We start from the raw sequence: 26,835 nt of genomic DNA on the forward strand, positions 1-26,835 counted from the left end.
CAGGAGGTTTGCAGATGTCAGGTTCCCGAAGACTGACCCCGATCGACGCCCGCAATACGTCGATGGTGATAGCCGATCAGATTCGCGATCGCATCATCGACGGATCCTACACACCGGGCGAGCAGATCAACGAAGCCAATGTTGCTGCGGAGCTGGGGATTTCGCGTGGTCCGGTTCGTGAAGCGCTCCAGCGGCTGAATCAGGAAGGCTTGTTGATCAGCTACCGAAATCGCGGTGTGTTCGTTGTCGAGCTCAGCGTCGACGACGTCGCCGAGATATACGAGGCCCGCGCGGCGATCGAAGTCGGTGCCGCATGGACGCTCGTCCACGGCGAGATCACCGTCCTGAAGGCGACGGCGGCTCAGTTGTCGGCAATTGTCGACCAGATGCAACCGTTCATCGACGCAGCGGATTGGTTCGGTCTGGCCGAGCGGGACCTTGCGTTCCACACGGCGATGGTTGCTGCGACGTCGAACAGTCGGATGTCGAGGATGTACGCCACATTGGCAGCGGAGGCGCGCATCTGTATGGCCAACCTGGAGACGGCCTACTTCCGGCCCGAGGCGTTGGTCGAGGAGCATCAATTGTTGGTGGACCTACTCCTGGGTTCGGATTGGGCTGCACTCGAAGCCGGTCTGCACGAGCACATGGACACTGCGATTGAGGACCTGAGTCGGTCCATGCAGGCGGAGGCGGCCACCGATGGGCTCGGCGGCCGCGTCGGCGCTGCGGCCGACTGAGCTTGCGCGGGGTGGATTGCGTGCGACTGATCGAAACGAAGAAGTAACACGAGTTCTCTTGCAGCCCCAGGACTCGTCCGCATAGCCTGATTGTCAACAATCTGCAAAATGCACGGAAGGCCTCGAGCCTCCCGAGTCACCCCGAAAGGGGGTACGAGTGAACGAGTCCGGGCACCCAGTCGAACCGAGCAACCCAGTCGAACCAGCAGTCACCTTCACCAGCGCTGTCGGTTCACGCCATGCCCCCGGGCTGGCGGAGTATGCAGATCTGCCGAACAGCACGCCCATCACGTTCACCGAAGACGAGTACTCCCACCGCCTGCGCGTGGTGAGGGAACGCATGGCGGCTCAGCATCTCACGGCCCTGATCGTCACGGACCCGTCGAATCTGTACTACCTGTTGGGTTACAACGCGCTCTCGTTCTACACACCGCAAGTTCTGTATGTGCCGCTCGAAGGAGCCCTGTACTTCTTCGCCAGGGAGATGGACGCCAACGGCGCATTCCGTACCTCCTGGCTGCCTCGGGAGCAGACGTTCGGGTACCCGGAAACATTCGTGCAGCGCAAGGAAACACACCCGTTCGTGTGGGTGGCACAGAAATTGCGCGAACTGGGAGTGGTCGACAACTTCTCTCACGGTCTGGTGGGCCTGGAGATGGATTCCTATTACTTCAGCCCCAAAGCGTTCGAAGCCTTGGTGAAGTCCCTGCCCGAGTACCAGTTCACCGATTCGTTCGAGTTGATCAATTGGGTTCGCGTCGTCAAGAGCCCGGCCGAGATCGACCTCATGCGGGGTGCCGCGCAGGTGTGCGAGTCGGCGATGGGGGCGGCCTTCGAATCGATCGGCGTCGGACTGCGGCAGTGCGACGCGGCGGCGGCGATCATGAATGCCCAGATCAAGGGCACCGTCGACTTCGGCGGCGACCATCCGGCAATCGTGCCGATGCTGCCGACCGGGGCAGGGGCGGACACTCCTCACCTCACCTGGTCGGATCAGGTGTTCGTCGAAGGTGAGACCACGGTGGTCGAACTTGCCGGTGTGTTCCGGCGGTACCACATCCCGATGGCCCGCACGATTGTTCTGGGCAAGCCCAGCCAGCGGCTCGACTACCTGGCCCGCGCCACCGGTGAGGCACTGAACGAGGTCCTCGACTCCGTTCGCCCCGGCGCCAGCACTACCGAACTGGCTCAGGTATGGAACGTCAGTCTTGCCAAGCATGGACTGCACAAGCCTTCGCGCATCGGGTACTCGATCGGCATCGCCTACGCGCCCGACTGGGGCGAGCGGACAGTCAGCATCAGAACCGACGACGACACGGTCCTGACCGAGAACATGACGTTCCACATCATCGGAGGAATGTGGATGGACGACTACGGATACGAGGTATCCGAGGCCGTTCGCGTGACCGAACGCGGCGTCGAGACTTTCACCGATTTCCCGCGGCAACTACTGACGAAGGAGTGAGACATGATCGCCACCACCATTCCGTGGTCCCTGCGCACCGACAAGCTGGTGGGATCGGTGATCGACTCGTCGACATCGCTTCTCGCTGCTCAAAAGCACGACATCGTCCGGTTCGCGATGGGTTCTCCTGCTTCGGAAACCGTTCCAGCCGATCTATTTTCGGAGATCGCTGCCACCGTCCTCACGGCCGACGCGATGGACTACGCCGCTACCGAGGGCGACCCGGGTCTGCTCGACGCGCTCCTGGGATATCTCGATTCGGTCGGTGAACCGTCCTCTGCAGAACGGATCGTCATCACTTCCGGTGGTATGCAGGGCCTCGATCTCGCATGCAAACTGTTCGTCGATCCCGGGGACCTCGTGATCGTCGAAAGTCCCACGTACACCAACGGAACCGCCACCGTCCTGAGCTACGGGGGGGACGTGCTCGAAGCGCCGATGGATGCCGACGGTCTCGTGGTGGAGGCGCTGCCGGATCTGGTCGAGGCCGCGGGCCGGCTGCCCAAGATGATCTACGTCATTCCGAACTTTCAAAACCCCTCGGGCACAACGATGTCGTTGGCGCGAAGAAAGTTGCTGCTGGAATTGGCACACAGATGGGGCTCGGTGATTCTGGACGACGACCCCTATGGACTGCTCCGATTCGAGGGCGAACACATCCCGAGCTTCCAATCTCTGAGCCCGAACGATCCACTCCTTTTCTCCGTGCGGACCTTCTCCAAGATGATCGCCCCCGGGCTTCGAGTCGGTTGGGTCGACGCGGCGCCCGAGGCGCGACAGCTGTTGATCAACGCCAAGCAAGCGATGGATACGTGCACCAACCTTCCGGGGCAACGAATGATCGCCGAATTCATCCGACGTGGACACCTCGCGACGCATCTGCGTTCGTTGAGTGCGGTATATCGCCCGCGCAAAATCGCAATGCAACGCAGTCTCGAAAAGTATTTCGGTGATCGGATCTCGAGTACCGACCCGGAAGGCGGTTTCTTCCTCTGGGCGACACTGAGAGGCGACGCCGCCGCGCTGTCCACCCAGGCGCTGTTCGAAGTCGCTCTTGCCGAGGGTGTTGCCTACATCCCCGGCCCGGCGTTGTCGGTCGGCGGCAAATTCGAGGATTCCCTGCGGCTGTGTTTTGCATCTTCCTCGCCCGAGCGTATCGACGAGGGAGTCAAGCGACTGGCAGCGGCAGTGGACAAGTCCCTCTCGATTCGATCTCTCGATTCCGTGCCGCGGAACGCACATGCCATTCGACGAAATGCCGATTCCACTCGATGACGGGAAGACCGAACAGTCGAGCCGAACTGGAGGCTCGGGTACTGGCTGCGATCGACGAAGGCGAGCTGGTGGCGCTGGCGTCGGCGCTGATCGATGCGGGGGGAGAAAACCCCGGTGGTACCGAGGAATCGGTAGCAAGGGTGCTGACCGACACCTGTCGCCGGCTCGGATTCGACATCGAGGTCGACGAGGTTGCACCGGGACGGCCGAACGTCGTGGTGTCGATCGGGGGAAGCGAAGAACCTGGTGTGTTGTTTCTCGGGCACTCCGATGTCGTACCGGCGGGAGGCGGATGGTCGAGAGATCCCTTCGCGGCCACAGTGCGCGACGGGCGCCTGTACGGACGGGGCGCATGCGATATGAAGGGGGGACTGGCGGCCGTCGTAGTCGCTATGTCCGCCCTGAAGCGTTGCGGTGCAGTAGGTTCAGCACCCGTGTCGTTGGCGTGTCTGGTCGACGAGGAAGATACCGGACTGGGGATTCGATCCTTTGTGCGAACAACCATGCGCCGTAGCTATTCTCGGTGTATCGTCGCCGAACCTACGGATCTGATGACCATCGTCGGGTGTCGGGGTGCGGCGAATCTCGAGATCACCGTGCGGGGGCGCTCGGCTCACGCGGGGCGGCCGTCCAACGGACGTAACGCAATCTCGGCGGCTGCGCGGATTATCGTGGTCATCGATTCGATGGGCGAGGAGTTACGCACCGAGGCCCATCCGGTGCTGGGAGCGGCAACGTTCAACGTAGGAACTGTCTCCGGCGGAACCGGTACCTCGATGGTTGCCGACTGTGCTGTGATCACGGTGGACCGGCGGTTGCTGCCAGGAGAAGACGCCCATATCGTGGCAGCACAGCTGCATCGACGTATTCTCGCCGCCGGGATCATCGGCGACGGGATCGAAGTGGCAGTGGACGTCTCGATGGAGATGCCAGGCTTTCTTACCAGCAAGGACTCCGGCATCGTGCAATCGGCTGTCACCGCAGTGGCCGATTCCGCCGGCCATCACGGCACCGATATTTGGACTGCGTCGTGCGACGGCGGTTTCATTGTGCGAGACATGGGTATTCCCGCCATCGTGCTGGGTCCGGGTGAGATCGAATTGCAGGCCCACCAGCCCGACGAGTCCGTGTCGGTGCGCCAATTGTGTGACAGCGCAGCGGCGTATGCACTGATTGCGTGCAGAAGTGCGGCGTTACCAGGTGTTATGGCCGCAACGTAGGGGTTGCGTGAAACCGAGACGTACGCGCAAGTAACGTGAACCGCTGCACAGGACCAACCCGACGCTCCATTTCTTCACAAAGCGAGAGGTATTGGACAGTGACACAGTCACCCAAAAGCCCGACAGAAGATGCAGTTGGTCACTCGATCACAGGGTATCCGCCGAACACCAAGGAGCTGACCCCCAAAGAAACCAAGACGCTCCACCTCGCTATCGGTGGTTCTGCCCTGGGCAACGCGGTCGAGTGGTTCGACTACGCCGTGTACGGCTACTTGGCGGTGTACATCGCTGCGAATTTCTTCCCATCCGAGGATGGGGGAGCGAGCCTGCTCTCGACATTCGCAGTTCTGGCGGCATCGTTCATCATTCGGCCGATCGGTGGGATCGTACTCGGACCTCTCGGTGACCGAATCGGGCGCCAAAAGGTGCTGGTCCTGACCGTGACGATGATGTCCCTGGCGACCGCGGCTATCGGCATACTGCCGACCTTCGACAGCATCGGGATCTTCGCTCCGATTCTCTTGTTGGTATGCCGCCTGGTGCAGGGATTCTCGACCGGCGGTGAGTACGGTGGCGCGGCTGTCTTCATGGCGGAGTATGCGCCCGACAAGCGTCGAGGTTTCTTCGGCTCGTTTCTCGAATTCGGAACGCTGGCAGGCACTGTCGCAGGCGCGACGCTGTGCACCCTGTTGAACCTCGGTCTCGGAGACGACACCATGGAGGCATGGGGTTGGCGTATTCCGTTCTTGTTGACTCTTCCTCTCGGCATGGTGGCGCTGTGGTTGCGTACCCGACTCGAAGATTCGCCGGTATTCGCCGAGTCCAAGGCTGACGGCGAGACCATCTCGGAAGGCTCGCAGGGCGGAGCGATCGCCTCGCTGAAGTCCACGATGACCTACTGGCAGCGGATCCTCATCCTCATGGGTTTCGTGCTGCTACTCAATATTGCGTACTACACGGTGCTCACCTTTCTGCCGTCCTACCTCAGTGACACGTTGGGGCACAGCACCACACAGTCGAATTTCACGCTCGTCGTCATCATGCTGATCTTGATGGCCATCATCAATCCGATCGGTGCCTTGTCCGATCGGGTCGGTCGAAAGCCGCTGTTGCTCACTGCGTGTGCTGGCTATTTCGTGTTCAGTGTTCCGCTGTTTCTGCTGATCATCAATACCGGCATCGTCGGCCAGACCGTGGGTCTGCTCGGGCTCGGAATTCTCCTCGTGATCATGTTGTCCTGCGTATCCTCGACGTTGCCGGCGCTTTTTCCGACACAGGTTCGATACGGCGCCTTTGCAATCGGCTACAACGTGTCCACTTCACTCTTCGGTGGTACAGCTCCGCTCATTCTGACATTCCTCATCGATCGGACCGGATCGAACCTGATCCCAGGCTGGTACATGATGCTGGCCGCGGCTATTGCATTCGTACCGATTCTTCTCATGCCGGAGACGGCCGGGCGTTCGCTTCGCGGAAATCAGCGTCCCGGTGACAACGACGCCGAGCTGGCCGCTCAGGGCATCGAACTGGTTGGATACAAATCGAAATGACAACCCGGCCCGTCGTCGTGATATTTCACGCCGCCAATGTCCCCGAAGGCCTCGAGTCAGTTGCCGCTGTGGCCGACTTGCGCTACGCCACAGTGGACTCCCTCGGCGACGCGGTGTCCGGGGCGGACGTTCTGTTGCTGTGGGATTTTTTCTCGCCAGCCGTGCGGCAAGTGTGGGATCGGTTCGACAATCTGAAGTGGATCCACATAGCTGCCGCGGGCGTCGATTCCCTGATGTTCGACGATCTCGTGGCCTCGGATGTGGTGGTGACGAATTCGCGAGGAGTATTCGACCGCCCGATAGCGGAGTTCGTGCTCGCCCACATTCTGGGTTTTGCCAAGCATTCGTCCGAATCAGCCGAGCTGCAGCGACAGCGAGTCTGGAAGCATCGAGAGACCGAGCGCATCGATACTGCACACGCAATGATCGTCGGCACCGGTGCAATCGGGCGTGAAATTGCTCGGTTGTTGTCGGCGGTAGGTATGACGGTGTCGGGCGTGGGTAGAACGGCACGGGCAGGAGATGTCGATTTCGGCGTCGTTCACGCCAGTTTCGACCTCGCCGACGTCGTGCACGACGTCGACTATCTCGTTCTGGTCGCCCCGCTGACCGAGGCAACAAGAGGACTCGTCGACGCGAGCGTTCTGGCTGCGACGAAGCCGGGTGTGCGTGTCATCAACGTCGGTAGGGGCGAACTGCTCGACACCGATGCGCTGATGAACTACATGCGTAGCGGACAGGTGGCCGGTGCAGCGCTCGACGTCTTCGACAGCGAACCGCTCTCGGGGGACGATCCGCTGTGGACCACTGCGAACCTCGTCGTGACCCCGCACATGAGCGGGGATGCCACCGGGTGGCGGAGGCAACTGGCCGAAGTCTTCGTGTCCAACTTCCACCGGTATGCGAACGCGGAGGAACTTCAGAACGTCGTCGACAAGAAATTGGGCTTCGTTCCATAGCGTCGGGCCTGAGGATCCTCAGCGTCGCGCCGAGGAACTTCGGTTCACCGGGCACCGCATCTTGCTGGAAGAAGTCGCTGGCTACTGTGTAGGGCATGACGGTCACACCTGTTTCGGCGAACGCGACCATCGGTGAACTCGATACGCGAGAGCAGGTCCACGCTGCGGCCCGACGCGCACGCGTGGCTTCGAGGACATTGGCGCTGATGACGACCGCAGCCAAGGACGCTGCGCTGCTTGCCGCAGCGGATGCCCTGTTGGCTGCAGCCCCCGAGGTGCTGACCGCGAATACTGCCGATGTCGACGCCGCGCGCGCCGCAGGAACCGACGAAGGTCTGCTCGACCGACTTCGACTCACCGACGCACGTATCGACGGCATCGCTGCAGGCCTGCGGAAGGTCGCCGGGCTGCCGGACCCTATCGGCGGCGTCGTACGTGGTTCGACGCTGCCCAACGGACTCGAGATTCGTCAGGTACGGGTACCCCTCGGCGTCGTCGGAATGGTGTACGAGGCCCGACCCAACGTCACGGTCGATGCGTTCGGACTTGCCTTCAAATCAGGAAATGCGGCGCTGCTGCGGGGATCGTCGTCCGCTGCCCGTTCCAACGCCGCACTTGTACAGGTGTTGCAGAATTCGCTGGCAGTAAGCGGTCTTCCCGTCGACGCAGTGCAACTGCTTCCCAGCGCGGATCGCTCCTCCGTCACACATTTGATCCAGGCACGAGGTTTGGTCGACGTCGTGATCCCGCGCGGCGGCGCAGGTCTGATCGCGGCTGTCGTGCGAGATGCAACGGTGCCGACGATCGAGACCGGAGTGGGTAACTGCCACATCTACATCCACTCCGCGGCCGACCTTCTCATGGCCGAGAAGATCGTTCTCAATTCGAAAACTCGACGCGTCAGCGTCTGCAATGCAGCAGAGACCGTCCTGGTCGATGCGGCAATCGCCGAGACCGCCGTTCCGCAGCTCCTACAGGCTTTCCAGAGCCATAGCGTCGTCGTGCACGGCGACCTACCCGGACTCGTGCCCGCCACCGAAAATGACTGGTCCGAGGAATATCTGTCCCTCGACGTCGCCCTCAAGGTCGTCGCCGGTATCGACGAGGCCATCGCGCACATCGACGAATACGGCACCGGACACACCGAAGCAATCGTGACCGCAGACCTCAGCGCGGCCCGAGAGTTCACCACCCGGGTCGACGCCGCAGCGGTGATGGTCAACGCATCGACAGCATTCACCGACGGAGAGCAGTTCGGGTTCGGCGCAGAAATCGGAATCTCGACGCAGAAACTGCACGCTCGCGGGCCCATGGGTCTGCCGGAACTGACCTCCACCAAATGGACCGTCTGGGGCGAAGGACATACCCGCGCGGTCTGAGAAGAAGTAGAAGGAGCAGACGTGGATCGAGCACTACCGACGTCGCCGCCGCTGTTCGCAAGCGTCGACGACGTCGTCACCCGGCTCGGCGAGACCGGCTATCTGGCGAACAAAGCCACAGCAACATCGGTGTTCCTTGCCGATCGACTCGACAAGCCACTTCTGATCGAAGGGCCGGCAGGAGTCGGGAAAACCGAACTTGCCCGTGCCGTCGCGCAATCGACCGGCGCCGAACTGATTCGACTGCAGTGCTACGAAGGCGTCGACGAGGCACGAGCGCTGTACGAGTGGAATCACGCCAAGCAGATATTGCGCATTCAGTCGAGCTCGGCCGGGCATCAGGATTGGGACGAGACGAAGCTGGACGTCTTTTCCGAGGAGTTCCTGCTGGCTCGGCCATTGCTGCAGGCCATTCGACGTGCGGATCCGACCGTTCTGCTCATCGACGAGACGGACAAGGCGGACGTCGAGATCGAGGGTTTGCTGCTCGAGGTACTCAGCGATTTCGCGGTGACCATTCCCGAATTGGGGACCATCACCGCAACGCGAAAGCCGTTCGTCATCCTGACATCGAACGCAACACGTGAGTTGTCGGAGGCGCTGAAGCGGCGCTGCCTGTACCTGCATCTCGACTTCCCCGACGCCGATCTGGAACTGCGGATCCTCGCCAGTCGAGTGCCGGAACTTCCGGAAGCGATTGCCGAACAGATGGTGCGCACAATCGGAGTGTTGCGTGCGATGCAACTCAAAAAGCTCCCATCGGTGGCCGAAACCATCGATTGGGGTCGCACCGTCCTCGCACTCGGCATGGACACCCTGGACGACGACGCGGTCCGAGCGACCCTGGGCGTCGTCCTCAAACACCAATCCGACCAGATCAAAGCTGCGGCCGAGCTTCGGCTGAACTGACATGCAGTCACCTCCGCACGGTCTGCCCGGTCACCTCGTGGATTTCGTCACCGCGTTGCGTAAACGCGGGATCTCGGTCGGGCCTTCCGAAACCATCGACGCAGGTCGAGTGCTCTCGGTGCTCGATATGCTGGACCGCGAAGCGCTTCGCGAGGGGCTTGCATGCTCGCTCCTTCGTCGGCCCACGCATCGTGACACGTTCGACGCTCTCTTCGATCTGTGGTTTCCAGCTGCGTCCGGGCAACGGGACTCGGGGAAGATCGACACCGCCCTTCCGCGCACGGCCGACGGCAAGGTCGACATCACTGCACTGCGCGAACTCATCACCGAGCTGCTAGTCGACGGCAGCCCGGAGGCGGTGAGCCTCACCGAAATGCTCGCCGCGCAGATGGTCGAGGAGCTCGGGCAGTACACCTCCACGAACGGGCCGTCGTTCTCTGCGTATCAAGCGCTACGCGACGTCGCACCCGATACGTTGCTGAGCAAAATTCTCGAGGGTCTTCTCGGTAACGCGGAGACCGGTTCGGACCGGTCCTCCTCGCCGTACGAGGACGAGGTCGCCAAGCGCACCGCTGCAGCGCGTATCGCCGACCTTCGCAAGATGATCGACAACGAGACCCGGCGTCGCGCAGCGGAGCAACTCGGACGCGAGCGAGTGGCAAGCTACGGCGTTCCCAAGTTGGCTGAGGAAGTCGACTTTCTTCGTGCGTCCGACACCGAAATGGTCGCACTCAGACGCAGCGTCACACCGCTTGCCAGGCTTCTGGCCAGCAGGCTCGCTGCGCGACGCAGCCGAAGCCGCGCCGGCTCGATCGACCTGCGTCGGACCCTGCGCAAATCCATGTCCACCGGCGGCGTGCCGATCGATCTCGTGCAGCGCAAGCCCCGTCGGTCCAGGCCCGAATTGGTGGTGATGTGCGACGTGTCGGGCTCGGTTGCAGGCTTCAGCCATTTCACGTTGCTCTTGGTGCATGCTCTTCGCGAGCAGTTTTCGAAGGTCCGAATCTTCGCTTTCATCGATTCGACCGACGAGGTGACGCAGTTCTTCGATTCCAGTGCCGATCTGGGCGCTGCGATGTCGAGGATCATTCGCGAGTCCGATCTGATCACCTTCGACGGGCATTCGGACTACGGAAATGCGTTCCAGACCTTCGACGACAGATTCGCCCAGTCCGTCACCTCCAGGACCTCGGTGTTGATACTCGGTGATGCCCGGACGAACTACCGTGATCCGAAGGTCGCCGCCCTGGCCCACACGGTGTCGGTTGCCAAGCACGCCTATTGGCTCAACCCGGAGCCGATCGGGCAATGGGGGTCCGGCGATTCTGCCGCCGATGTCTATCGCGAGGTCATCAACATGTACGAGTGCCGTTCGGCGCAGCAGCTGGCCGACATCGTGTCGAGGCTGCTGCCTGTGTGATCTTCTAGCCCACCGGGACCTCCGGACGGTGTCTGGCCGTCGACGCATTGCCGGGGCGAAGTAAGCTCGACAATCGTGCAGCAACCATCTCCGGCCGTGGCCACCGAATCGGCAACGCGCCGAAAGCTGGGCGTGATGGGTGGAACCTTCGATCCGATCCACCACGGGCACCTCGTGGCGGCCAGCGAGGTTGCCAATACGTTCGATCTGGACGAGGTCATCTTCGTTCCGACCGGCGTGCCGTGGCAGAAGGAAGGAAAGCCTGTCAGCCCGGCCGAGGACCGGTACCTGATGACAGTGATCGCTACCGCTTCCAACCCGCGGTTTTCGGTCAGCCGCGTCGATGTCGATCGCGAGAAGCTCACCTACACCGTCGACACCTTGCGTGACCTTCGCGCGCAGCATCCCACCGCGGAGCTGTACTTCATCACCGGAGCCGACGCGCTGGAGAGTATCCTCACCTGGCAGAACTGGGAGGAACTCTTCGAATTGGCGAAGTTCGTCGGCGTATCGCGACCGGGGTTCGAATTGGGTGTCGAGCACTTGGCGGATCACCTGCAAGACTTGTCTCCGGACGCGCTTACGCTCATCGAGATCCCTGCACTGGCAATCTCCTCTACCGAATGCAGGCTCCGGGCGAGCGAGAATCGCCCGGTCTGGTACCTCGTACCCGACGGCGTGGTGCAGTACATCTCGAAGAGAAATCTATACCGACCCAGGGGCGCACAGCGTCTCGACGGCTCCGTCACCATGTCGGAGCCTGCGCCACAAAAACAGCAACCGGCCGAGTCCGTCACCAGCGCAGTGACCGAGGACTCGAGCCTGAACAGTGGGAGAGAAGTCAAGTGACTGCAACAAACGAGGCCGTCGCAATGGCGCGAATTGCGGCACTCGCAGCCGACGACAAGCTCGCAACGAACGTGGTTGTGTTGGACGTATCGGATCAATTGTTCATTACCGATTGCTTCGTGATCGCCTCCGCATCGAACGAGCGACAGGTCAACGCGATCGTCGAGAGCATCGAAGACACCCTGCGTGAATCCGGCTTCAAGCCGGTGCGCAAGGAAGGCACCCGTGAGGGGCGATGGGCATTGCTCGACTACGTGGACGTCGTCGTCCATGTCCAGCACGAGGACGAGCGCAACTTCTACGCCCTCGAGCGCCTGTGGAAGGACTGCCCGACCGTGGAGGTTCCGGGGCTCGGCGAGCGCGCGGAACCGGAAACGGAGCAGTGAGCGCTGCCGTCAAGCGGCATTTGATCCTGCTGCGCCACGGTCAGACCGAATACAACGCGACGAGCCGGATGCAGGGCCAGCTCGATACCGATCTGTCCGAGCTGGGGCGTACACAGGCCAAAACTGCGGCAGCGGAACTGACGATGCGTTCGCCGCTGCGCGTGGTCTCCTCGGACCTTGCTCGCGCATTCGACACCGCCGTCGCACTCGGAGACGCATCGGGCTTGCCGGTCTCGACCGACGCGCGGTTGCGTGAGACGCACCTGGGTGAGTGGCAGGGGCTCACGCATCTCGATGTCGATGCGCAAGCACCCGGAGCGCGCCTGAAGTGGCGCGCCGACGCCTCGATCACACCGCCTGGAGGTGAAAGCCGTATCGACGTGGCCCGCCGCAGTGTGCCCGTCGTCGAAGAACTTCTGGCCCAGCTACCCGAGTGGGGGGCCGACGCCTCCGATCGACCGGTCGTGATCGTCGCGCACGGCGGATTGATCGCCGCTCTCACCGCGTCGCTGCTCGACCTTCCGGTCGATCGATGGCCGGTTCTCGGTGGTCTCTCCAATACGAGTTGGGTACAGCTGAGCAGTCACGGGGAGGGCGATGCCCTCGGTTGGCGCTTGGATGTCTGGAACGCATCGGCGCGAGTGGCCAGTGACATCCTCTGACGATTACGCCCCGCCTGCGGCCGAGAAGAATGCTCCACCCGTACTACTGGTGCTCGCCGATTCGCTCAGCTACTACGGCCCCAAAGGTGGCCTGCCGGTCGATGATCCGAGAATTTGGCCGAACCTCGTCGCGGCCGAGCTCGGATGGCGTGTCGAGTTGGTCGCGCGAATCGGCTGGACCAGTCGTGACGTGTGGTGGGCTCTGACGCAGGATCCGCGGGTCTGGGCTGCTATCCCGAAAGCGGGTGCGGTCGTTTTCGGTGTCGGCGGAATGGACTCTTTGCCGTCGCCGTTGCCGACGGCTCTACGTGAGCAAATTCGTTACGTCCGCCCGCCTGCGCTGCGGAGAGTCGTTCGAGCGGGATATCAGTGGGTACAACCGAGATTCGCGCATCTGCGATGGCCGGTAGCGCTTCCACCGAAGCTGAGTGTCGATTATCTCGAGCAGGCGCGCGCTGCGTTGGCATACGTTCGGCCGGAGCTTCCCGTGATCGGCACCTTGCCCTCCGTGCATCGCAGCGACGCATACGGCAAGGTCCATGCCGGTCGACCGGCAGCCGAGCGCGCACTACGCACCTGGAGTGAGAGCACAGGCGTCCCCTTGGTCGATCTTGCCGAAGCAGTCCGCGAGAACATCTACTCCGACAACGCCAATCCTGACGGGATCCACTGGGGCTGGGACGCGCACGTCGCCGTTGCCGAAGCGATGCTGGTCGAACTTCGCAAGACACAGGGAATTGCGCCATGACCATCGCGGTGGTGACCGATTCTTCGGCTTGCCTCGAACCAGGCGTCGCGCGCAGTGCCGGTATCACGATCGCACCACTGCACGTCTTCGTCGGCGGCGTCGATCTCCGCGAAGGTGTCGACGACATCCCCGCGGACTTCGCTGCCGACGGACCGGTGACCACCGCGGGCAGCTCGCCTGGCGAGCTGGTCGAGCTCTACGGCGCGGCACTCGAGCGAAGTGACGGTGCAGGAGTGGTAGCGGTCCATATCTCACGCGGACTCTCGAGCACCTGGGATGGGGCGCGGCAAGCGGCCGCCCAGCTCGGTGATCGCGTCCGCGTCGTGGATTCGGCTGCTGCGGCCATGGGAGTCGGCTACGCCGCACTTTCGGCGGCGCGTGTTGCTGCCGAAGGCGGCACTCTCGATTCGGTCTTTGCCGAAGCCGTGGCAGTGTCGGCCCGGACGCGATGCTTCATCGTGGTCGATCGACTCGATCATCTACGCCGCGGCGGGCGGATCGGTGCGGCGGCAGCATTGTTGGGGACGGCGCTTGCCATGAAGCCTGTGCTCCACCTCGCCGACGGAAAGCTCGTGCTGAAAGAGAAAACTCGGACCTCGACGAAGGCACTCGGCAAGCTCGTCGAGGCGGTTGCCGCGGTATCGGGTGAATCGGGGGTTGCGCTCACCGTTCATCACATGCAGTGCGAAGCCCGCGCGGCGACTGTCGCTTCGATGCTCGCCGACCGCATCCCGCAGATCGTCACGCTCGAAACGCTGCCGTTCGGTGCTGTTGTCGGGGCTCATGTGGGTCCAGGCGCAGTGGGCGTCGCGGTGTGTCCCCGGGCGTGACCACCGTCCTCTCGCACGAGAGTTTCGGTTGTGTGAGGGGTGTTGTCCACAGGCGAGGCCTTGTTCCACAGGGCAATCGGTGACCACGCAATTCTGTGCCGAAGTGATGTCGCCATCGTTAGTGTCCGTGAGATGGCGAGACCCGAAGAGCGACTGCGATCACTGACTGGTTCGGGTAGCGATCCCGAGTCCGTTGAAAGTATCGATGATGCTCCGGCACAAGATAATTGGCTCGATGTAGAAGAAGGCCGCACGACGGCACTCTCGCCGTATCTTCCGGAGCGTTGGCGAGGTGCCAGGTTCGATCCGGGACGAAAAGGCATGTTCGCATTGTTCGTCGTCGGCCTTCTCGTCGTCCTCGTGGCCGGTTACGGATTTCTCCGTAATTCGGCAGAAGTCGTTCCGGTACCACCGCTTCCGGTGGTGACACCCGAGTCGGTGGCCGCTACGACACCGCCGAAGTCCGGTCCCCCCACCGAAGGATCGGAGCCGGTTCCTGCAGTAGACGTCGTAGTCAGTGTGGTCGGCCTCGTATCGTCCTCGGGTCTGATTCATCTGCCATCCGGCTCACGGGTGGCGGACGCGTTGGCCGCGGCGGGCGGTCCGCTCGACGGTGCGGACGTCTTGGCACTGAACCTGGCAGCGAAGGTCACCGACGGTGATCAAATCGTAGTGGGGGCCATCCCACCGGATCCGCGGCCGCTGGTGAGCGGAACGGTATCGGCGGCTTCGGGAACCGCAGGCGGCCAAGTGAGTTCGACTACGGCGGAGCAGCCGGGATCGACCGGAGCGCGGGTGTCCGGCAGCTCCAGCACCGGCACGGTGAATCTGAACACTGCGACGGTGGCCGAGCTGGATGCCCTCTCGGGAGTAGGTCCGGTAACCGCTGCGAACATCGTCTCGTGGCGTGAGGTGAACGGTCCGTTCACCGATGTCGCTCAACTGGGTGAGGTCGACGGTATCGGCCCCGTTCGTCTCGAGAAGCTCCGGAGCCAGGTGTTCGTGTGACCGAACCGGAAATCCGTCCCTTCGATTTTCGGCTGGTCCCGTCGACTCTGCTGTGTTGGGCTGCGATGGTGTTCGGCGTGTTGGCCGGATCCGCAGCGGTGACAATTCTCGCCGTCGCGCTCGGCGTTGCCGCTGCTGTGATCGGTGTTGCCGGCGCTGCAGTGGCTTCGGAACAGTCCGCCTCGGTTCGGCGCGTGGTGCCAGGCGTGGTGGCGATGCTCGTGCTGGGAGCGTGCTTCGCCGCAGCGGCCGCAATACACGTCGGAGTATTCGAGACAAGCCCGGTCGGCCGAGCCGCAGAACGGCAGGCCTGGGTCAGCGCAGCCGTGACCGTGCGTGAAGATCCGCGATCGTCACGCTCCGCTGGGCCCGAGACCGTGACGGTCCGAGCCGAGCTGACGCAAATGGATATCGCAGGCGCACCACACCGCGTCGGTGGACGTGTACTTGTCATCGCACCTGCGGATGGTTGGGACGACCTGGTACCGGGCCAAGAGGTGACGCTCCGCGGGCAGCTGTCCGTACCGGACCGCGCGGACCTCACCGTGGCCGTGGTGCGAGTCGGTGGCCCGCCGACCTCGGTCTCCGAACCTGGATTCCTCGCGGCGGCCGCTCGGCATGTCCGATCGAATCTCGCCCTCGTCGCTTCGACGTCCTTGCCGCCGGACCGGGGTGGTCTCTTGCCGGGATTGGTGGTCGGCGACGTGTCCGCGTTACCGGAAGAGACAGCGAACAATTTTCGGGCTGCAGGTCTGACTCATCTGACGGCGGTCTCCGGCGCGAACTTCTCGATCCTGCTCGGTGCTGTCCTTCTGCTCGCCCGAGGAATCGGAACGGGCCCGCGCACAACGGCATTGGTGTGTGCTTTCGTTCTGCTGATCTTCGTGGTGATCGCGCGTCCGTCCCCGAGTGTGCTGCGGGCGGCAGTGATGGGAAGCATCGGACTGCTCGCGCTCGTCACCGGACGCAGGCGCCAAGCGGTTCCAGCTCTGTGTACCGCGGTACTCGGACTGATCGCCTGGTGGCCGGAACTTGCCGTGGACTTCGGATTCGCGCTGTCGGTATCGGCGACGGCAGGGTTGGTCGTCTTGGCTCCGGTGTGGGTGGATTGGCTGCGCAGACATGGATGGGGGAGAGCGAGCGCCGAGATCGTGGCGGTGGCAGCCGCCGCCCACGCGGTGACGGCGCCAGTGGTGGCAGCGATGTCGGGCACGTTCTCAGCGGTCGGTGTGGTGGCGAACGTAGCCGTCGCTCCACTAGTGGCGCCCATCACGGTGATCGGTGCGATCGTGGCCGTCGTAGCGAGCTTCGCCACCGGTGCCGCATCGCTGATCGTGCTGGTGGCATCCGCGCCACTGTGGTGGTTGATCTCCGTGGCGCAGTGGGCCGCGTCGGTACCCGGGGCCGGGTTCGAGATCACCAGTGGCGTTCCCGGTGCCGCAGCGGTGGTCGGCGCGCTCGCCGTCCTGATACTTGCACTGCGCTTTCAGCTGGCCCGCTGGATCCTCGGCGGCCTCTGCGTAGTGCTCGTGTTGTTCTGGCTCATGGGACTTCGGTCGTGAGAGCTGCATGGAGTTCGGAAAAGGTCGGACCGGCATGGCACGATCGCACATGTGAATGCGAATACTCCACCTGCAGCCCTCCATCTCGTCCTCGGCGACGAGGAGTTGCTGATGGACCGCGCAGTGGCGTCGATCGTCGGGCAGATCAGATCGACTCAACAACCAGGTGAAGATCTTCCCGTGACGAAGCTTCGTGCCGGTGACGCCAGCGCCCCGGAATTGGCCGAGTTACTGAGCCCGTCGCTTTTCGCCGAGGATCGGGTAGTGGTGCTCGAGGCCGCCGCCGAAGCAGGTAAGGACGCAATGGCCATCGTGGTCGACGCGGCGGCAGATCCACCGGCCGGCGCGGTACTGATCGTCATGCACTCCGGCGGTGGCCGCGCAAAAGCTCTGGTCGGATCGCTGCAGAAGAGTGGCGCCGTGACCCACGAGTGCGTGAAGCTGACCAAGGCATCCGAGCGAGTGGACTTCGTCAAACGCGAGTTCACCGCCGCACAGGTCCGGGTCAGTGGTGACGTAGTCGATGCGATCGTCGAGTCGGTCGGTTCCGAGCTCCGCGAACTGGCCGCGGCATGTTCGCAGTTGATTGCCGACACCGGTGGCAAGGTCGATGTCGCCGCTGTACGTCGGTATTACTCCGGTAAAGCAGAGGTGTCCGGCTTCGACGTCGCGGACAAGGCAGTAGCGGGGGACCGTCCCGGCGCGATGGAGGCCTTGAGATGGGCCCAACACCGGGGGGTGCCGCACGTGCTTCTCGCCGATGCATTGGCAGATGCTGTTCGCACCATTGCGCTGGTGGGATCGGCAGGACGCGGAGATCCGTTCCGGATGGCGGGAGAGCTGGGGATGCCGCCCTGGAAAATAAAGAAGGCACAGGGGCAGGCCCGCACGTGGAACGGTCGCTCGATCGCAGAAGCATTGCAGATCGTGGCGCAATTGAATGCAGATGTGAAGGGGCAAGCCGCCGACTTCGACTACGCCGTCGAGCGTGCAGTGTCAGTGGTTGCAGAGTTGGGCAGCAGGTAGCGCAGGCCTACTCCGAATCCGAGCAGTGACGCAAAAGAACCCACTCGGCGATCCGAGCGGGTTCTTTCGATACGTGAAGATCAGAGCTTGTTGACCGCGAGAGCCAGTGCCGACTTCTTGTTGGCTGCCTGGTTCTTGTGGATGACGCCCTTGCTTGCTGCCTTGTCGAGCTGGCGAGCTGCAGTGAGGAGCAATGCCGAGGCCTTGTCCTTGTCGCCGTTCGAAGTGGCATCACGGAAGGAACGGATGACCGTCCGCAGCGAAGACTTCACCGACTGGTTGCGCAGTCGCTGACGCTCGTTGGTGAGAATCCGCTTCTTCTGGGACTTGATGTTTGCCACGCGTAAATCCTTCTGTCTTCGTCGGTATTCCGGTCAGGGCGATCCATGCTGAAATGCCCGAAGTATGCTGCCGAGCCGTGAAGCCCAGCGCCGAAGATCGAGAATACCAGCACCGGCAGTCATAACCGAAATCGGTGACGCTCGCGGCATGGATGCCGACGGTGGAGGCTTGAAATTCACCCTCTGGAGTGTTGATCGGAGGTCGCTGTGGCGGTGGGTCCGCACTTCTCAATGGTGTGGTGGAGATCACATGCGTGGCGTAACCTACTGCTCGACAGGATTTGGTCGGGAATACCTTCTCAGCAAGGTGGGGACATGTCGACAGCACAGGAATATGCAGAACCGGAAGTAATCTCCGACACGAAAAAGTATGTCGCCGAAGCGATCGGCACCTTCGTGCTCGTGTTCACGGCCGTCGGCACGGCAGTGTTCGCGGGGGACAAGGTCGGAAACCTCGGCGTTGCACTCGCCTTCGGTCTCACTCTGCTGTTCCTCGTTTATGCGATCGGTCCGATCTCCGGTTGCCACGTCAATCCGGCTGTCACCATGGGGCAGTTGTTACTCGGGCGGTTGTCGATTGCCAAAGCGGGTTTCTACGTTCTCTCTCAAGTGATAGGCGGGCTCATCGCAGGCGCAACACTGTTCGCGGTCGCGAACAGTCTCCCGTCGTACGACCGAAAAATGGACGGGCTCGGCGCAAACGGGTGGGGCGCGCACAGCCCCTCTGCCATCAAAGGCCCGCTCGGGGGTGTGCTGGAGAACGGTTACGGCATCGGCGCCGCGATCGTCATCGAGGTGTTGCTGACCGCGCTGCTCGTTTTCGTGGTGTTGGCGTCGACCGATCAGATCTCCGACGTGCCACTGGCAGGGGTATCCATCGGATTCACACTGACCGTCATCCACCTCGTTGCCATTCCCATCGACAACACGTCGGTGAATCCCGCTCGGAGCCTCGCCGTTGCGGTGTGGCAACCCGGTGCGCTTTCTCAGGTCTGGCTCTTCATCGTTTTTCCGCTGGTAGGGGGAGCGTTGGGTGCCCTCATTTATCGTGGCGTGTTCGGTCGGTACAACCGTCTCGATTCCTGAGTCAGGTCCAGCTGAAGTCACTGCGCAAACGCGACGCCACGGTGTCGAACTTCGACTTGTTCAGTACCGCACCTTCGCGTCGGATCCCCGACTCGGGGACGTCGAGCACCCGATCGAGTCGAATCCAACTAGGACGTCCCGCGCTGTCCCAGGAACCCGAACCGATGGCAACCCAATCTTGTTCACCGTCGCGCTTGCTCTGACTCGAGAGCATCAAGCCGAGGAGGGTGTCGCCGTCGCGTCCAACCACGAGGACGGGCCTGTCCTTGCCCTGGTTCACGTCTTCTTCGTAGGTGACCCAGGTCCACACGATTTCACCGGGATCGGCTTTCCCATCGAGATCGGGGGAGTATTCGACCCGGCGTGCGCGATGTGCGGTCGGGACCGTGTGTGAGGCAACCGGACGCCCCTGATCGACGGTCGGACCGGAAGAGCCTCTACTCGACAGGGCATCCATGCCCTTCTGGAGGGCGCCCGAACTCTGAAGTTGACGAAACAGTCTCGGGCCCTCGCGCCGCGCGATCCTGCTCAATTCCTTACCGAACTTGCTCCAGTTCCCAGCCATGCGACGACAGTCTAGTCATTCCGCGCCAACCGCCAGCCGGGGAAGTCTTCGGACGCGAGACATGGGAAGATGGATTTTGTCCGTTCGCTCTTCTCCCCGGCCAAAGGATCGTAAGTGCCCAGCTTCGCCGACACGACGTTCACCGATCCGTCCAGGATCAGGAACTTCTGCATCATCGCCCACATCGACCATGGCAAGTCGACGCTGGCAGATCGGATGTTGCAGCTCACGGGCGTCGTCGATGACCGGTCGATGCGGGCTCAGTACCTCGATCGTATGGACATCGAGCGTGAACGCGGCATCACGATCAAGGCTCAGAACGTTCGCCTTCCGTGGGTGATCGACGGCGAGGAATTCGTACTCCACCTCATCGACACACCCGGCCACGTCGACTTCACCTACGAGGTCTCTCGTGCGCTCGAGGCCTGTGAGGGCGCAGTGTTGCTGGTCGACGCCGCGCAGGGGATCGAAGCTCAGACGCTCGCGAACCTGTACCTCGCGCTCGAAAAAGAGCTGACGATCATTCCGGTCCTGAACAAGATCGATCTCCCCGCAGCGGACCCCGACCGCTATGCCGCCGAGATCGCGCACATCATCGGTTGCGAAGCGGACGACGTACTTCGTGTGTCGGGAAAGACGGGTGTCGGCGTCGAGGAATTGCTCAACGAGGTCGTCAAGCTTGTTCCCGCGCCAGTCGGAAATCCGGACGGGCCCGCGCGGGCAATGATTTTCGACTCCGTGTACGACACCTACCGCGGCGTCGTCACTTATGTTCGAGTGGTCGACGGGGCTCTCAATCCCCGCGAGAAGGTCACGATGATGTCGACCGGCTCGACTCACGAACTACTCGAAGTCGGGATCGTTTCACCCGACCCGAAAGCGACCAAGGGTCTCGGCGTCGGAGAGGTCGGATACCTGATCACCGGCGTCAAAGACGTTCGACAGTCGAAGGTCGGCGATACCGTGACCACGGCACGCAAGGGTGCGACGGAACCCCTCACCGGCTATCGCGAACCCCGCCCGATGGTGTACTCCGGCCTGTACCCACTCGATGGTTCCGACTACCCGGACCTGCGCGACGCACTCGAGAAGTTGCAACTCAACGACGCTGCACTTACCTACGAGCCCGAGACCTCGGTCGCGCTCGGATTCGGTTTCCGCTGCGGCTTCCTCGGGTTGCTGCACATGGAAATTACCCGTGAGCGCCTCGAACGGGAATTCAACCTCGAATTGATTTCCACCTCCCCGAACGTGGTGTATCGCGTCGAGATGGAAGACAACGCCGAACATGTGGTGGTCAATCCGTCGTACTGGCCCGAGGGCAAGGTCCGCGACGTCTTCGAGCCGATGGTGAAGTGCACCATCATCACCCCGAGCGAGTTCATCGGTTCGATCATGGAGCTCTGCCAGGGCAGGCGCGGTGAGCTGGGAGGAATGGACTATCTGTCGGAGACGCGTGTCGAACTGCGCTACACGATTCCTATGGCCGAGATCATCTTCGACTTCTTCGACATCTTGAAGTCGCGCACCCGTGGCTACGCGAGCCTCGACTACGAGGAGATCGGCGAGCAGAGCGCAGCTTTGGTCAAGGTGGACATCCTCCTTCAGGGTGAGGCAGTCGACGCCTTCTCCGCGATCGTGCACAAGGATGCCGCGGCCGCGTACGGAAACAAGATGACCACCAAGCTCAAAGAGTTGATTCCGCGCCAGCAGTTCGAGGTGCCCATTCAGGCTGCAATCGGGTCTCGAATCATCGCTCGCGAGAACATTCGCGCGATCCGCAAGGACGTGCTTGCCAAATGCTATGGCGGTGACATCAGCCGTAAGCGCAAACTCCTCGAGAAGCAGAAAGAGGGCAAGAAGCGGATGAAAACCATCGGTCGGGTCGAGGTTCCGCAAGAAGCCTTTGTTGCCGCGTTGTCTTCGGAGTCGTCGACGGACAAGCCGAAGAAGTGATTCGCTCCACGGTCATCCTCGACGGGCTTCGCGTCCCGGTGATCAGTGCGCCGATGGCCGGTGGGCCCTCGACCGTGGAACTCGCGTCAGCGGTGTCGAACGCGGGCGGACTGGGAATGCTCGGTGGTGCCCTGCTCGACGTCGATAAGCTTGCCGCACAGGTGAATTCGATGCGAGGCACTGTTTTCGGCGTCAACTTGTTCATCCCGGACGACCCGACAGGCGCCGATGTCGCTGCGTATGCACGGCATCTCGAGCCATGGTTCGCGCGGTACGACGTCGAACCGGGGGAGTTGCCGCGGCGCGACGACTACTATTCCGAAAAATTCAGCTGGCTCGTCGAGCACCCGGTTCCCCTCGTGACAAGCACGTTCGGCACGTTCAGTGCTGCGGAGGTCGCTGCGCTGCACGAAGTCGGGTCCGAGGTCTGGTGCACCGTGACGAGCGGGTCGGAAGCACACGAGGCGCAAGCCAACGGGGTGGACGCACTCGTGGTGCAAGGCCCCGAAAGCGGTGGCCATCGAGGAAGTTTCGATGGTTCGGCCCCGAATGTTCCGTTGGCCGGTGTACTCGAGGTCGTGCGGGCGGCGTCGATACTTCCACGTATTGCAGCGGGTGGATTGATGGACGGACACGACATCGCACCGCTGGTGTCGTCAGGATTGGCGCACGCCGCGCAGCTGGGCACGGCCTTTCTAGATACCCCGGAAGCCGGAACCAGGGCGGTCCATCGAGAGCAGCTGAGGAAGGCGTCCGGCACCGCGGTGACCCGTGCGTTTTCCGGCCGTCCAGCACGTGGACTCGTCAACGAGTTCATCTCGGAGAACTCCGACGTGGCACCGCTGGCCTACCCGGACGTGCACTATCTCACAGGCCCCATGCGGGCCAAGGCTGCCGCTGCGGGAGACCCGTCGGGACTGTCGATGTGGGCAGGCACGGGCCACCTCAGAGCCAGGGCGGTCCCCGCAGCCGAGCTGCTGGCCGAGTGGGCCCAGCAGCTACGGCAATGAGTGAACGGTATTGAGGGATGGCGCTGAGGGAACTCAGTTGGCATGCGCGGGCTTGAAGTGTCCGGAGGCCTGAGCTTCCTCCGCTCGGATGACGTGAACAACGGCATTGATGAGCGCGAGGTGAGTGAAAGCTTGCGGGAAGTTGCCGAGGTGCCGACCGGTCTTTGCGTCGAGTTCTTCGGCATAGAGCTTCAAGGGGCTCGCGTATCCCAGCAAACGTTGGCACAGGTGCTTGGCACGTTGTAGCTGGCCGATCTCCACGAGCGCCGACACCAGCCAGAAAGAACAAATGGTGAAGGTGCCTTCCTCGCCCGCCAGACCGTCGTCGGTCGTGTCGACGCGGTACCGAAGCACCAACCCGTCCTCGGTGAGCTCGTCGGCAATGGCCAGCACTGTCGCCTTGATACGTTCGTCGTCGGGTGGGAGAAATCTGAGCAACGGCGCCAGCAGCAGTGACGCGTCCAGAGAAGGGTGTCCGTACCGCTGAGTCAATACCCCGCGCGAGTCGACGCCGTGCTCGAGGATATCGGCTTTGATTTCGTCGGCGATCTCGTTCCATTGCGCGGCATAGCCGCTCTCGCCGTGGATTTCGGCAAGCTTCGAGCCGCGGTCGAGCGCTACCCAGCACATCATTTTGGACGAGGTGAAATGCTGCGGTTCGCCGCGCACCTCCCAAATTCCGCGGTCGGGTTTGCGCCAGTTCGTGATCGCTTCCTCGACCTGTCGCTTGAGCAGCGGCCACAAGAACTCCGGCACATGTTCGCGTGACTTCACGTGCAGGTACACCGAGTCGAGCATCGTTCCCCAGATATCGTGCTGCTCCTGGTTGTACGCGCCGTTTCCGACGCGGACGGGTCGGGCGCCGTCGTAACCGGACAGGTGGGTCAGCTCGCTCTCTTCGAGAATCTTCTCACCGCCGACGCCATACATCACTTGGAGCGGGTTGGCATCGCCGTTCTCGGCCCTGGACACATCGGCCATGAACGAGAAGAAATCGTTGGCCTCACGGTCGAGACCGAGTGTGTAGAGGCCCCACAGTGCGAAGGTCGAGTCGCGTACCCAGGTGTATCGATAATCCCAATTACGCTCTCCACCGGGCGTTTCCGGCAGTGACGTAGTCGACGCTGCCAACAGGGCACCGGTGGGTGCATAGGTGAGGCCTTTGAGGGTGAGCGCACTGCGCTGCAAGTAACCGCGCCACGGATGGTCGGGGAATCGTCCGATGGTGATCCACTGACGCCAACACTCGGCGGTTCGCCACATCTTCTCCGCTGCCTCGTCGAATGTCGTGGGGGCGGCCAGATGGGACCACGAGAGCGCCACGAATATGTTGTCACCCTCGGCCATACGGGTACGAGCACGAGCTTCTCGGCCCTCGATGCCGATACGAAGATTGGTCGTCAGAGTCAGCGTGGGCTGGTCCCCGTCAGTACTGGCCTCGCATGTTGCTGTTGCCTGCTCGTAGACCTTGCCGGTGTACTCCCACTGCGCAGCAGCGCGGTGGTAGTCGAACGCCGGCTCGCAGCTCATTTCCAATTCGACGGTGCCACTGACACATTTGACCGTGCGGAGAAGGATGTGCTCGGCATCCCAATCGGATGGCGCCCGTTTGTGTGAGCGGGAACGCTGATCGGTGTTGTGCCACGGACCCATCACCAATGCATCGCGTACGACGAGCCAACCGGTTTCGGTCTGCCACGTCGTCTCGACGATCAGGCCGCCGGGCAGATAGCGTCGGGCAGCCGGGACCGACTGGCCGTACGGCCCGACCCGAAAATGGCCGGCGCTACGGTCCAGTACCGCACCGAACACGCTCGGGGAGTCGGGGCGTGGAATACACATCCACTCGACGGAACCGTTCCTGGCCATGAGACACGTCGTCTCGCAATCGGAGAGAAACGCATAATCGTCGATCGGAGGGAAGGCGCTTCGATACGAGGTGAGGCTGGAAACCGGGGCCTCGGTGCTGGCCAGAGCGCCCTGTGAAGGGTGCTCGTCGCCATCAGGTGCAACCGCTGCAAGGACAGAATCGTCGGTTACGGGGACCACTGTCGACTCGTTCTCGAATGCCGTCATGGTCCCATCATCATCTGTGTGTGTGGCCGTCGTCTACCGCCGGGTTTTCTCGGCGTGGCGGACCGATAGAGTGAACGGCGTGGATGCAATAGCGACCTGGTGGGACGGGATCGAACTGTGGATCACCGCTCTTCCGTTCATTCCACAGTCGCTCGTAGTGATGCTGGTGGTCGTGCCCGTTGCATTCGGGCTCGCGGTCCTGTTGGACCGAGTTTTTGCAGTACTGCTGCGAGTGCTGGGTCGAGATGCTCACTCCCAGGCGGAGCTGGAAGCTCCATTTCAAGAAACGACGAAAACGGAAGGCCACTGATGCCGCGGTCGAGGGTCTCGCTAGCGCTGTTCGCTCTACTTGTTCTCGTCGTGATCGCTTGGTTTCTGACCAGATAGTCGACGCATATGCGCGCCGGCCGATCGAGGAATTAGAGTCCACCAGGATCCTCTGCTAGATTTCTGTCCGTGTCTGCCGCTGCCGAGTACCGAGTCCGCCATGAGTTGGCGTTGATTGCGGTCGGCATGCTCGCAGTAGCCGATATCGACTGTTGTCGATAGACCTCGTGGCACTCCGGCCGCGTGAAGGTCAGGCTTCGTAGCCTGCTTGCTCGCTGCGATCTGTCGTCTCCTGCCCCGCTGTTCTACGTGGATGCCCGACGTCGATCGACTCGACCGGCCATTCCTCTTCCTTTCGCTGCGCAGGTCTCTCGTTCCGCGCATGCGTGCCCGCACACCGTCCTCTCGTACAGCCGCGAATCGGCTTCGAATGGATTGAACAGATGAAAGGCTTTTTCTCGATGAGACACAGCTCTCGTTACCTGCTCACCACCTTCGCTGCGGTGGGAACAATCGTTCTTTCCGCCTGCGGAGGTGGCTCCAGTGATGTGGTCGGTGACTCGGGCGGGTCCTCGGGTGGCACCGCGCTGACGCTCGTCGGTTACGCAGTGCCGAAGAACGGCTGGGATGCGATCGGGCTTGCATTCGCGGGAAGCGAAGCGGGCGAGGACAGTTCGATCAACGCCGACTACGGTGCCTCTGGCAATCAATCACGCAAAGTGGCCGACGGTGCCCCGGCAGACATCGTGAACTTCTCCGTCGAGCCGGATGTGGCGCGGTTGGTCAAGGCGGGCAAAGTCGATGAGGATTGGAACCAGAACGCTTACGGCGGTGTGCCTTTCGGATCGGTGGTCACCTTGGTCGTCCGCGAGGGCAACCCGAAGAATATTCGAACGTGGGACGATCTGCTCGCCCCTGATGTGCAGGTCATCAGTCCGAGCCCACTCAGCTCGGGTTCGGCCAAGTGGAATCTGCTGGCGCCGTACGCGGCAAAGAGCAACGGCGGTCAGGATCGGCAGGCAGGTCTCGATTACGTTCAGAAACTCGTGTCGGGACACTTTCCGGTACAACCGGAGTCGGGTCGCGCGGCGACCGAGGCGTTCCTGCAGGGGCAGGGAGATGTGCTGATCAGCTACGAGAACGAGGCACTCCTCATCGAAGAGCAGGGCGAGAAGGTCGAGCACATCGATGTGGCCGATACCTTCCGAATCGACAATCCTGTTGCTGTGGTGAACACCAGCGGCCAGCTGGAATTGGCCGATGCGCTCAACGACTACATCTATACCGACGAGGGACAGAAGATCTGGGCGGAGGCAGGATTTCGCCCCGTCGACCCGGACGTTGCAGCCGAGTACTCGGACAAGTTCTTCACCCCGGAGAAGCTGCGGACCATCGACGATCTCGGTGGTTGGAGTCAGGTCGACGCCGATCTGTTCGGTGACAGCGGTGCGATCACGACCATCTACAGCGAAAACACCAAGTAGAA

25 protein-coding genes are annotated in these 26,835 nt (G+C 62.3%); 22 read left to right on the forward strand and 3 right to left on the reverse strand.

Annotation, left to right across the window (positions count from 1 at the left end):
* Positions 1-14 precede the first annotated feature (14 nt).
* The 17 genes from E5720_RS18480 (at position 15) to holA (ending at position 17,988) form a co-directional block, all read left to right on the forward strand.
* Positions 15-740, forward strand: coding sequence for a GntR family transcriptional regulator (locus E5720_RS18480; RefSeq protein WP_247596045.1), 726 nt, complete (start codon positions 15-17; stop codon positions 738-740).
* 340 nt (positions 741-1,080) lie between these two features.
* Positions 1,081-2,205 (forward strand): Xaa-Pro peptidase family protein, encoded by a 1,125-nt coding sequence (locus tag E5720_RS18485; RefSeq protein ID WP_247596352.1) that lies wholly within the window; start codon positions 1,081-1,083, stop codon positions 2,203-2,205.
* A gap of 3 nt (positions 2,206-2,208) precedes the next feature.
* On the forward strand, positions 2,209-3,480 hold the full coding sequence (locus E5720_RS18490; RefSeq protein ID WP_136171839.1) for a PLP-dependent aminotransferase family protein: 1,272 nt from the start codon (positions 2,209-2,211) through the stop codon (positions 3,478-3,480).
* A complete protein-coding gene (locus tag E5720_RS18495) occupies positions 3,477-4,700 on the forward strand; it encodes a M20 family metallopeptidase (RefSeq protein ID WP_136171840.1) in 1,224 nt (407 codons plus the stop codon). The genes E5720_RS18490 and E5720_RS18495 overlap by 4 nt, the downstream gene beginning before the upstream one ends.
* A gap of 98 nt (positions 4,701-4,798) precedes the next feature.
* Positions 4,799-6,250, forward strand: coding sequence for an MFS transporter (locus tag E5720_RS18500; protein ID WP_348769837.1), 1,452 nt, complete (start codon positions 4,799-4,801; stop codon positions 6,248-6,250).
* On the forward strand, positions 6,247-7,209 hold the full coding sequence (locus tag E5720_RS18505) for a D-2-hydroxyacid dehydrogenase (protein WP_136171841.1): 963 nt from the start codon (positions 6,247-6,249) through the stop codon (positions 7,207-7,209). Before E5720_RS18500 ends, E5720_RS18505 begins: the two co-directional genes overlap by 4 nt.
* A gap of 95 nt (positions 7,210-7,304) precedes the next feature.
* Entirely contained in the window at positions 7,305-8,588 is a 1,284-nt protein-coding gene (locus E5720_RS18510; RefSeq protein WP_136171842.1) for a glutamate-5-semialdehyde dehydrogenase, read from the forward strand.
* 21 nt (positions 8,589-8,609) lie between these two features.
* Positions 8,610-9,497, forward strand: coding sequence for a MoxR family ATPase (locus E5720_RS18515; protein ID WP_088944760.1), 888 nt, complete (start codon positions 8,610-8,612; stop codon positions 9,495-9,497).
* Between the two features lies 1 nt (position 9,498).
* Positions 9,499-10,917: a VWA domain-containing protein gene (locus E5720_RS18520; RefSeq protein ID WP_136171843.1), complete on the forward strand. Its 1,419-nt coding sequence runs from the start codon at positions 9,499-9,501 to the stop codon at positions 10,915-10,917.
* Positions 10,918-11,052: 135 nt separating this feature from the next.
* The gene (nadD, locus tag E5720_RS18525) at positions 11,053-11,766 is read left to right on the forward strand and encodes a nicotinate-nucleotide adenylyltransferase (RefSeq protein ID WP_247596353.1); all 714 of its coding nucleotides are present in this window, start codon (positions 11,053-11,055) and stop codon (positions 11,764-11,766) included.
* Complete coding sequence (rsfS, locus tag E5720_RS18530) at positions 11,763-12,152, forward strand: ribosome silencing factor (protein WP_084344710.1); 390 nt, start codon at positions 11,763-11,765, stop codon at positions 12,150-12,152. The genes nadD and rsfS overlap by 4 nt, the downstream gene beginning before the upstream one ends.
* Complete coding sequence (locus E5720_RS18535) at positions 12,149-12,814, forward strand: histidine phosphatase family protein (protein WP_136171844.1); 666 nt, start codon at positions 12,149-12,151, stop codon at positions 12,812-12,814. Before rsfS ends, E5720_RS18535 begins: the two co-directional genes overlap by 4 nt.
* Positions 12,801-13,562: a diglucosylglycerate octanoyltransferase gene (gene octT / locus E5720_RS18540; protein WP_247596046.1), complete on the forward strand. Its 762-nt coding sequence runs from the start codon at positions 12,801-12,803 to the stop codon at positions 13,560-13,562. Before E5720_RS18535 ends, octT begins: the two co-directional genes overlap by 14 nt.
* Positions 13,559-14,392, forward strand: a complete 834-nt coding sequence (locus E5720_RS18545) for a DegV family protein (RefSeq protein WP_136171846.1) — start codon at positions 13,559-13,561, stop codon at positions 14,390-14,392. The genes octT and E5720_RS18545 overlap by 4 nt, the downstream gene beginning before the upstream one ends.
* Before the next feature lie 132 nt (positions 14,393-14,524).
* Positions 14,525-15,400, forward strand: a complete 876-nt coding sequence (locus E5720_RS18550; RefSeq protein ID WP_136171847.1) for a ComEA family DNA-binding protein — start codon at positions 14,525-14,527, stop codon at positions 15,398-15,400.
* Positions 15,397-16,962, forward strand: coding sequence for a ComEC/Rec2 family competence protein (locus tag E5720_RS18555; RefSeq protein WP_247596047.1), 1,566 nt, complete (start codon positions 15,397-15,399; stop codon positions 16,960-16,962). Before E5720_RS18550 ends, E5720_RS18555 begins: the two co-directional genes overlap by 4 nt.
* A gap of 51 nt (positions 16,963-17,013) precedes the next feature.
* Positions 17,014-17,988, forward strand: a complete 975-nt coding sequence (gene holA / locus E5720_RS18560; protein ID WP_136171848.1) for a DNA polymerase III subunit delta — start codon at positions 17,014-17,016, stop codon at positions 17,986-17,988.
* A gap of 80 nt (positions 17,989-18,068) precedes the next feature.
* Here the strand turns inward: holA and rpsT are convergent, their stop codons facing one another.
* Positions 18,069-18,329 (reverse strand): 30S ribosomal protein S20, encoded by a 261-nt coding sequence (rpsT, locus tag E5720_RS18565; protein ID WP_136171849.1) that lies wholly within the window; start codon positions 18,327-18,329, stop codon positions 18,069-18,071.
* Between the two features lie 315 nt (positions 18,330-18,644).
* On the opposite strand from rpsT, the gene E5720_RS18570 reads away from it, so the two are divergent.
* Positions 18,645-19,415: an aquaporin gene (locus E5720_RS18570; RefSeq protein ID WP_136171850.1), complete on the forward strand. Its 771-nt coding sequence runs from the start codon at positions 18,645-18,647 to the stop codon at positions 19,413-19,415.
* A 1-nt stretch (position 19,416) separates the two neighbouring features.
* Here the strand turns inward: E5720_RS18570 and E5720_RS18575 are convergent, their stop codons facing one another.
* Positions 19,417-19,980 (reverse strand): type II toxin-antitoxin system PemK/MazF family toxin, encoded by a 564-nt coding sequence (locus tag E5720_RS18575; RefSeq protein ID WP_136171851.1) that lies wholly within the window; start codon positions 19,978-19,980, stop codon positions 19,417-19,419.
* 114 nt (positions 19,981-20,094) lie between these two features.
* Here E5720_RS18575 and lepA point away from each other — a divergent pair, with 114 nt between their 5' ends.
* Positions 20,095-21,936, forward strand: coding sequence for a translation elongation factor 4 (gene lepA, locus E5720_RS18580; RefSeq protein WP_136171852.1), 1,842 nt, complete (start codon positions 20,095-20,097; stop codon positions 21,934-21,936).
* Positions 21,933-22,946 carry a nitronate monooxygenase gene (locus E5720_RS18585; RefSeq protein ID WP_247596048.1) on the forward strand — a complete coding sequence of 338 codons (1,014 nt, stop codon included), beginning with the start codon at positions 21,933-21,935 and terminating at the stop codon, positions 22,944-22,946. The genes lepA and E5720_RS18585 overlap by 4 nt, the downstream gene beginning before the upstream one ends.
* A gap of 33 nt (positions 22,947-22,979) precedes the next feature.
* Here E5720_RS18585 and E5720_RS18590 read toward each other — a convergent pair whose 3' ends face one another.
* The gene (locus E5720_RS18590) at positions 22,980-25,022 is read right to left on the reverse strand and encodes a glycoside hydrolase family 15 protein (protein WP_136171853.1); all 2,043 of its coding nucleotides are present in this window, start codon (positions 25,020-25,022) and stop codon (positions 22,980-22,982) included.
* 79 nt (positions 25,023-25,101) lie between these two features.
* On the opposite strand from E5720_RS18590, the gene E5720_RS18595 reads away from it, so the two are divergent.
* Both E5720_RS18595 and E5720_RS18600 read left to right on the forward strand, forming a co-directional pair.
* Positions 25,102-25,332, forward strand: a complete 231-nt coding sequence (locus E5720_RS18595; protein ID WP_136171854.1) for a hypothetical protein — start codon at positions 25,102-25,104, stop codon at positions 25,330-25,332.
* A 478-nt stretch (positions 25,333-25,810) separates the two neighbouring features.
* Entirely contained in the window at positions 25,811-26,833 is a 1,023-nt protein-coding gene (locus E5720_RS18600) for a sulfate ABC transporter substrate-binding protein (RefSeq protein ID WP_136171855.1), read from the forward strand.
* Positions 26,834-26,835: the final 2 nt, after the last annotated feature.

Source organism: Rhodococcus sp. PAMC28707 (assembly GCF_004795915.1).
In the GTDB taxonomy this organism is placed as follows: domain Bacteria; phylum Actinomycetota; class Actinomycetes; order Mycobacteriales; family Mycobacteriaceae; genus Rhodococcoides.

What these genes read in the sequence shown, in the direction of transcription:
- E5720_RS18590 (WP_136171853.1), bottom strand. Translation starts at nt 25,022, where the DNA reads ATGACGGCATTCGAGAACGAGTCGACAGTGGTCCCCGTAACCGACGAT.
- E5720_RS18480 (WP_247596045.1), top strand. Translation starts at nt 15, where the DNA reads ATGTCAGGTTCCCGAAGACTGACCCCGATCGACGCCCGCAATACGTCG.
- E5720_RS18570 (WP_136171850.1), top strand. Translation starts at nt 18,645, where the DNA reads ATGTCGACAGCACAGGAATATGCAGAACCGGAAGTAATCTCCGACACG.
- E5720_RS18510 (WP_136171842.1), top strand. Translation starts at nt 7,305, where the DNA reads ATGACGGTCACACCTGTTTCGGCGAACGCGACCATCGGTGAACTCGAT.
- E5720_RS18520 (WP_136171843.1), top strand. Translation starts at nt 9,499, where the DNA reads ATGCAGTCACCTCCGCACGGTCTGCCCGGTCACCTCGTGGATTTCGTC.
- E5720_RS18550 (WP_136171847.1), top strand. Translation starts at nt 14,525, where the DNA reads ATGGCGAGACCCGAAGAGCGACTGCGATCACTGACTGGTTCGGGTAGC.
- E5720_RS18575 (WP_136171851.1), bottom strand. Translation starts at nt 19,980, where the DNA reads ATGGCTGGGAACTGGAGCAAGTTCGGTAAGGAATTGAGCAGGATCGCG.
- E5720_RS18600 (WP_136171855.1), top strand. Translation starts at nt 25,811, where the DNA reads ATGAGACACAGCTCTCGTTACCTGCTCACCACCTTCGCTGCGGTGGGA.
- E5720_RS18490 (WP_136171839.1), top strand. Translation starts at nt 2,209, where the DNA reads ATGATCGCCACCACCATTCCGTGGTCCCTGCGCACCGACAAGCTGGTG.
- E5720_RS18545 (WP_136171846.1), top strand. Translation starts at nt 13,559, where the DNA reads ATGACCATCGCGGTGGTGACCGATTCTTCGGCTTGCCTCGAACCAGGC.
- E5720_RS18495 (WP_136171840.1), top strand. Translation starts at nt 3,477, where the DNA reads ATGACGGGAAGACCGAACAGTCGAGCCGAACTGGAGGCTCGGGTACTG.
- E5720_RS18505 (WP_136171841.1), top strand. Translation starts at nt 6,247, where the DNA reads ATGACAACCCGGCCCGTCGTCGTGATATTTCACGCCGCCAATGTCCCC.
- E5720_RS18485 (WP_247596352.1), top strand. Translation starts at nt 1,081, where the DNA reads ATGGCGGCTCAGCATCTCACGGCCCTGATCGTCACGGACCCGTCGAAT.
- nadD (WP_247596353.1), top strand. Translation starts at nt 11,053, where the DNA reads ATGGGTGGAACCTTCGATCCGATCCACCACGGGCACCTCGTGGCGGCC.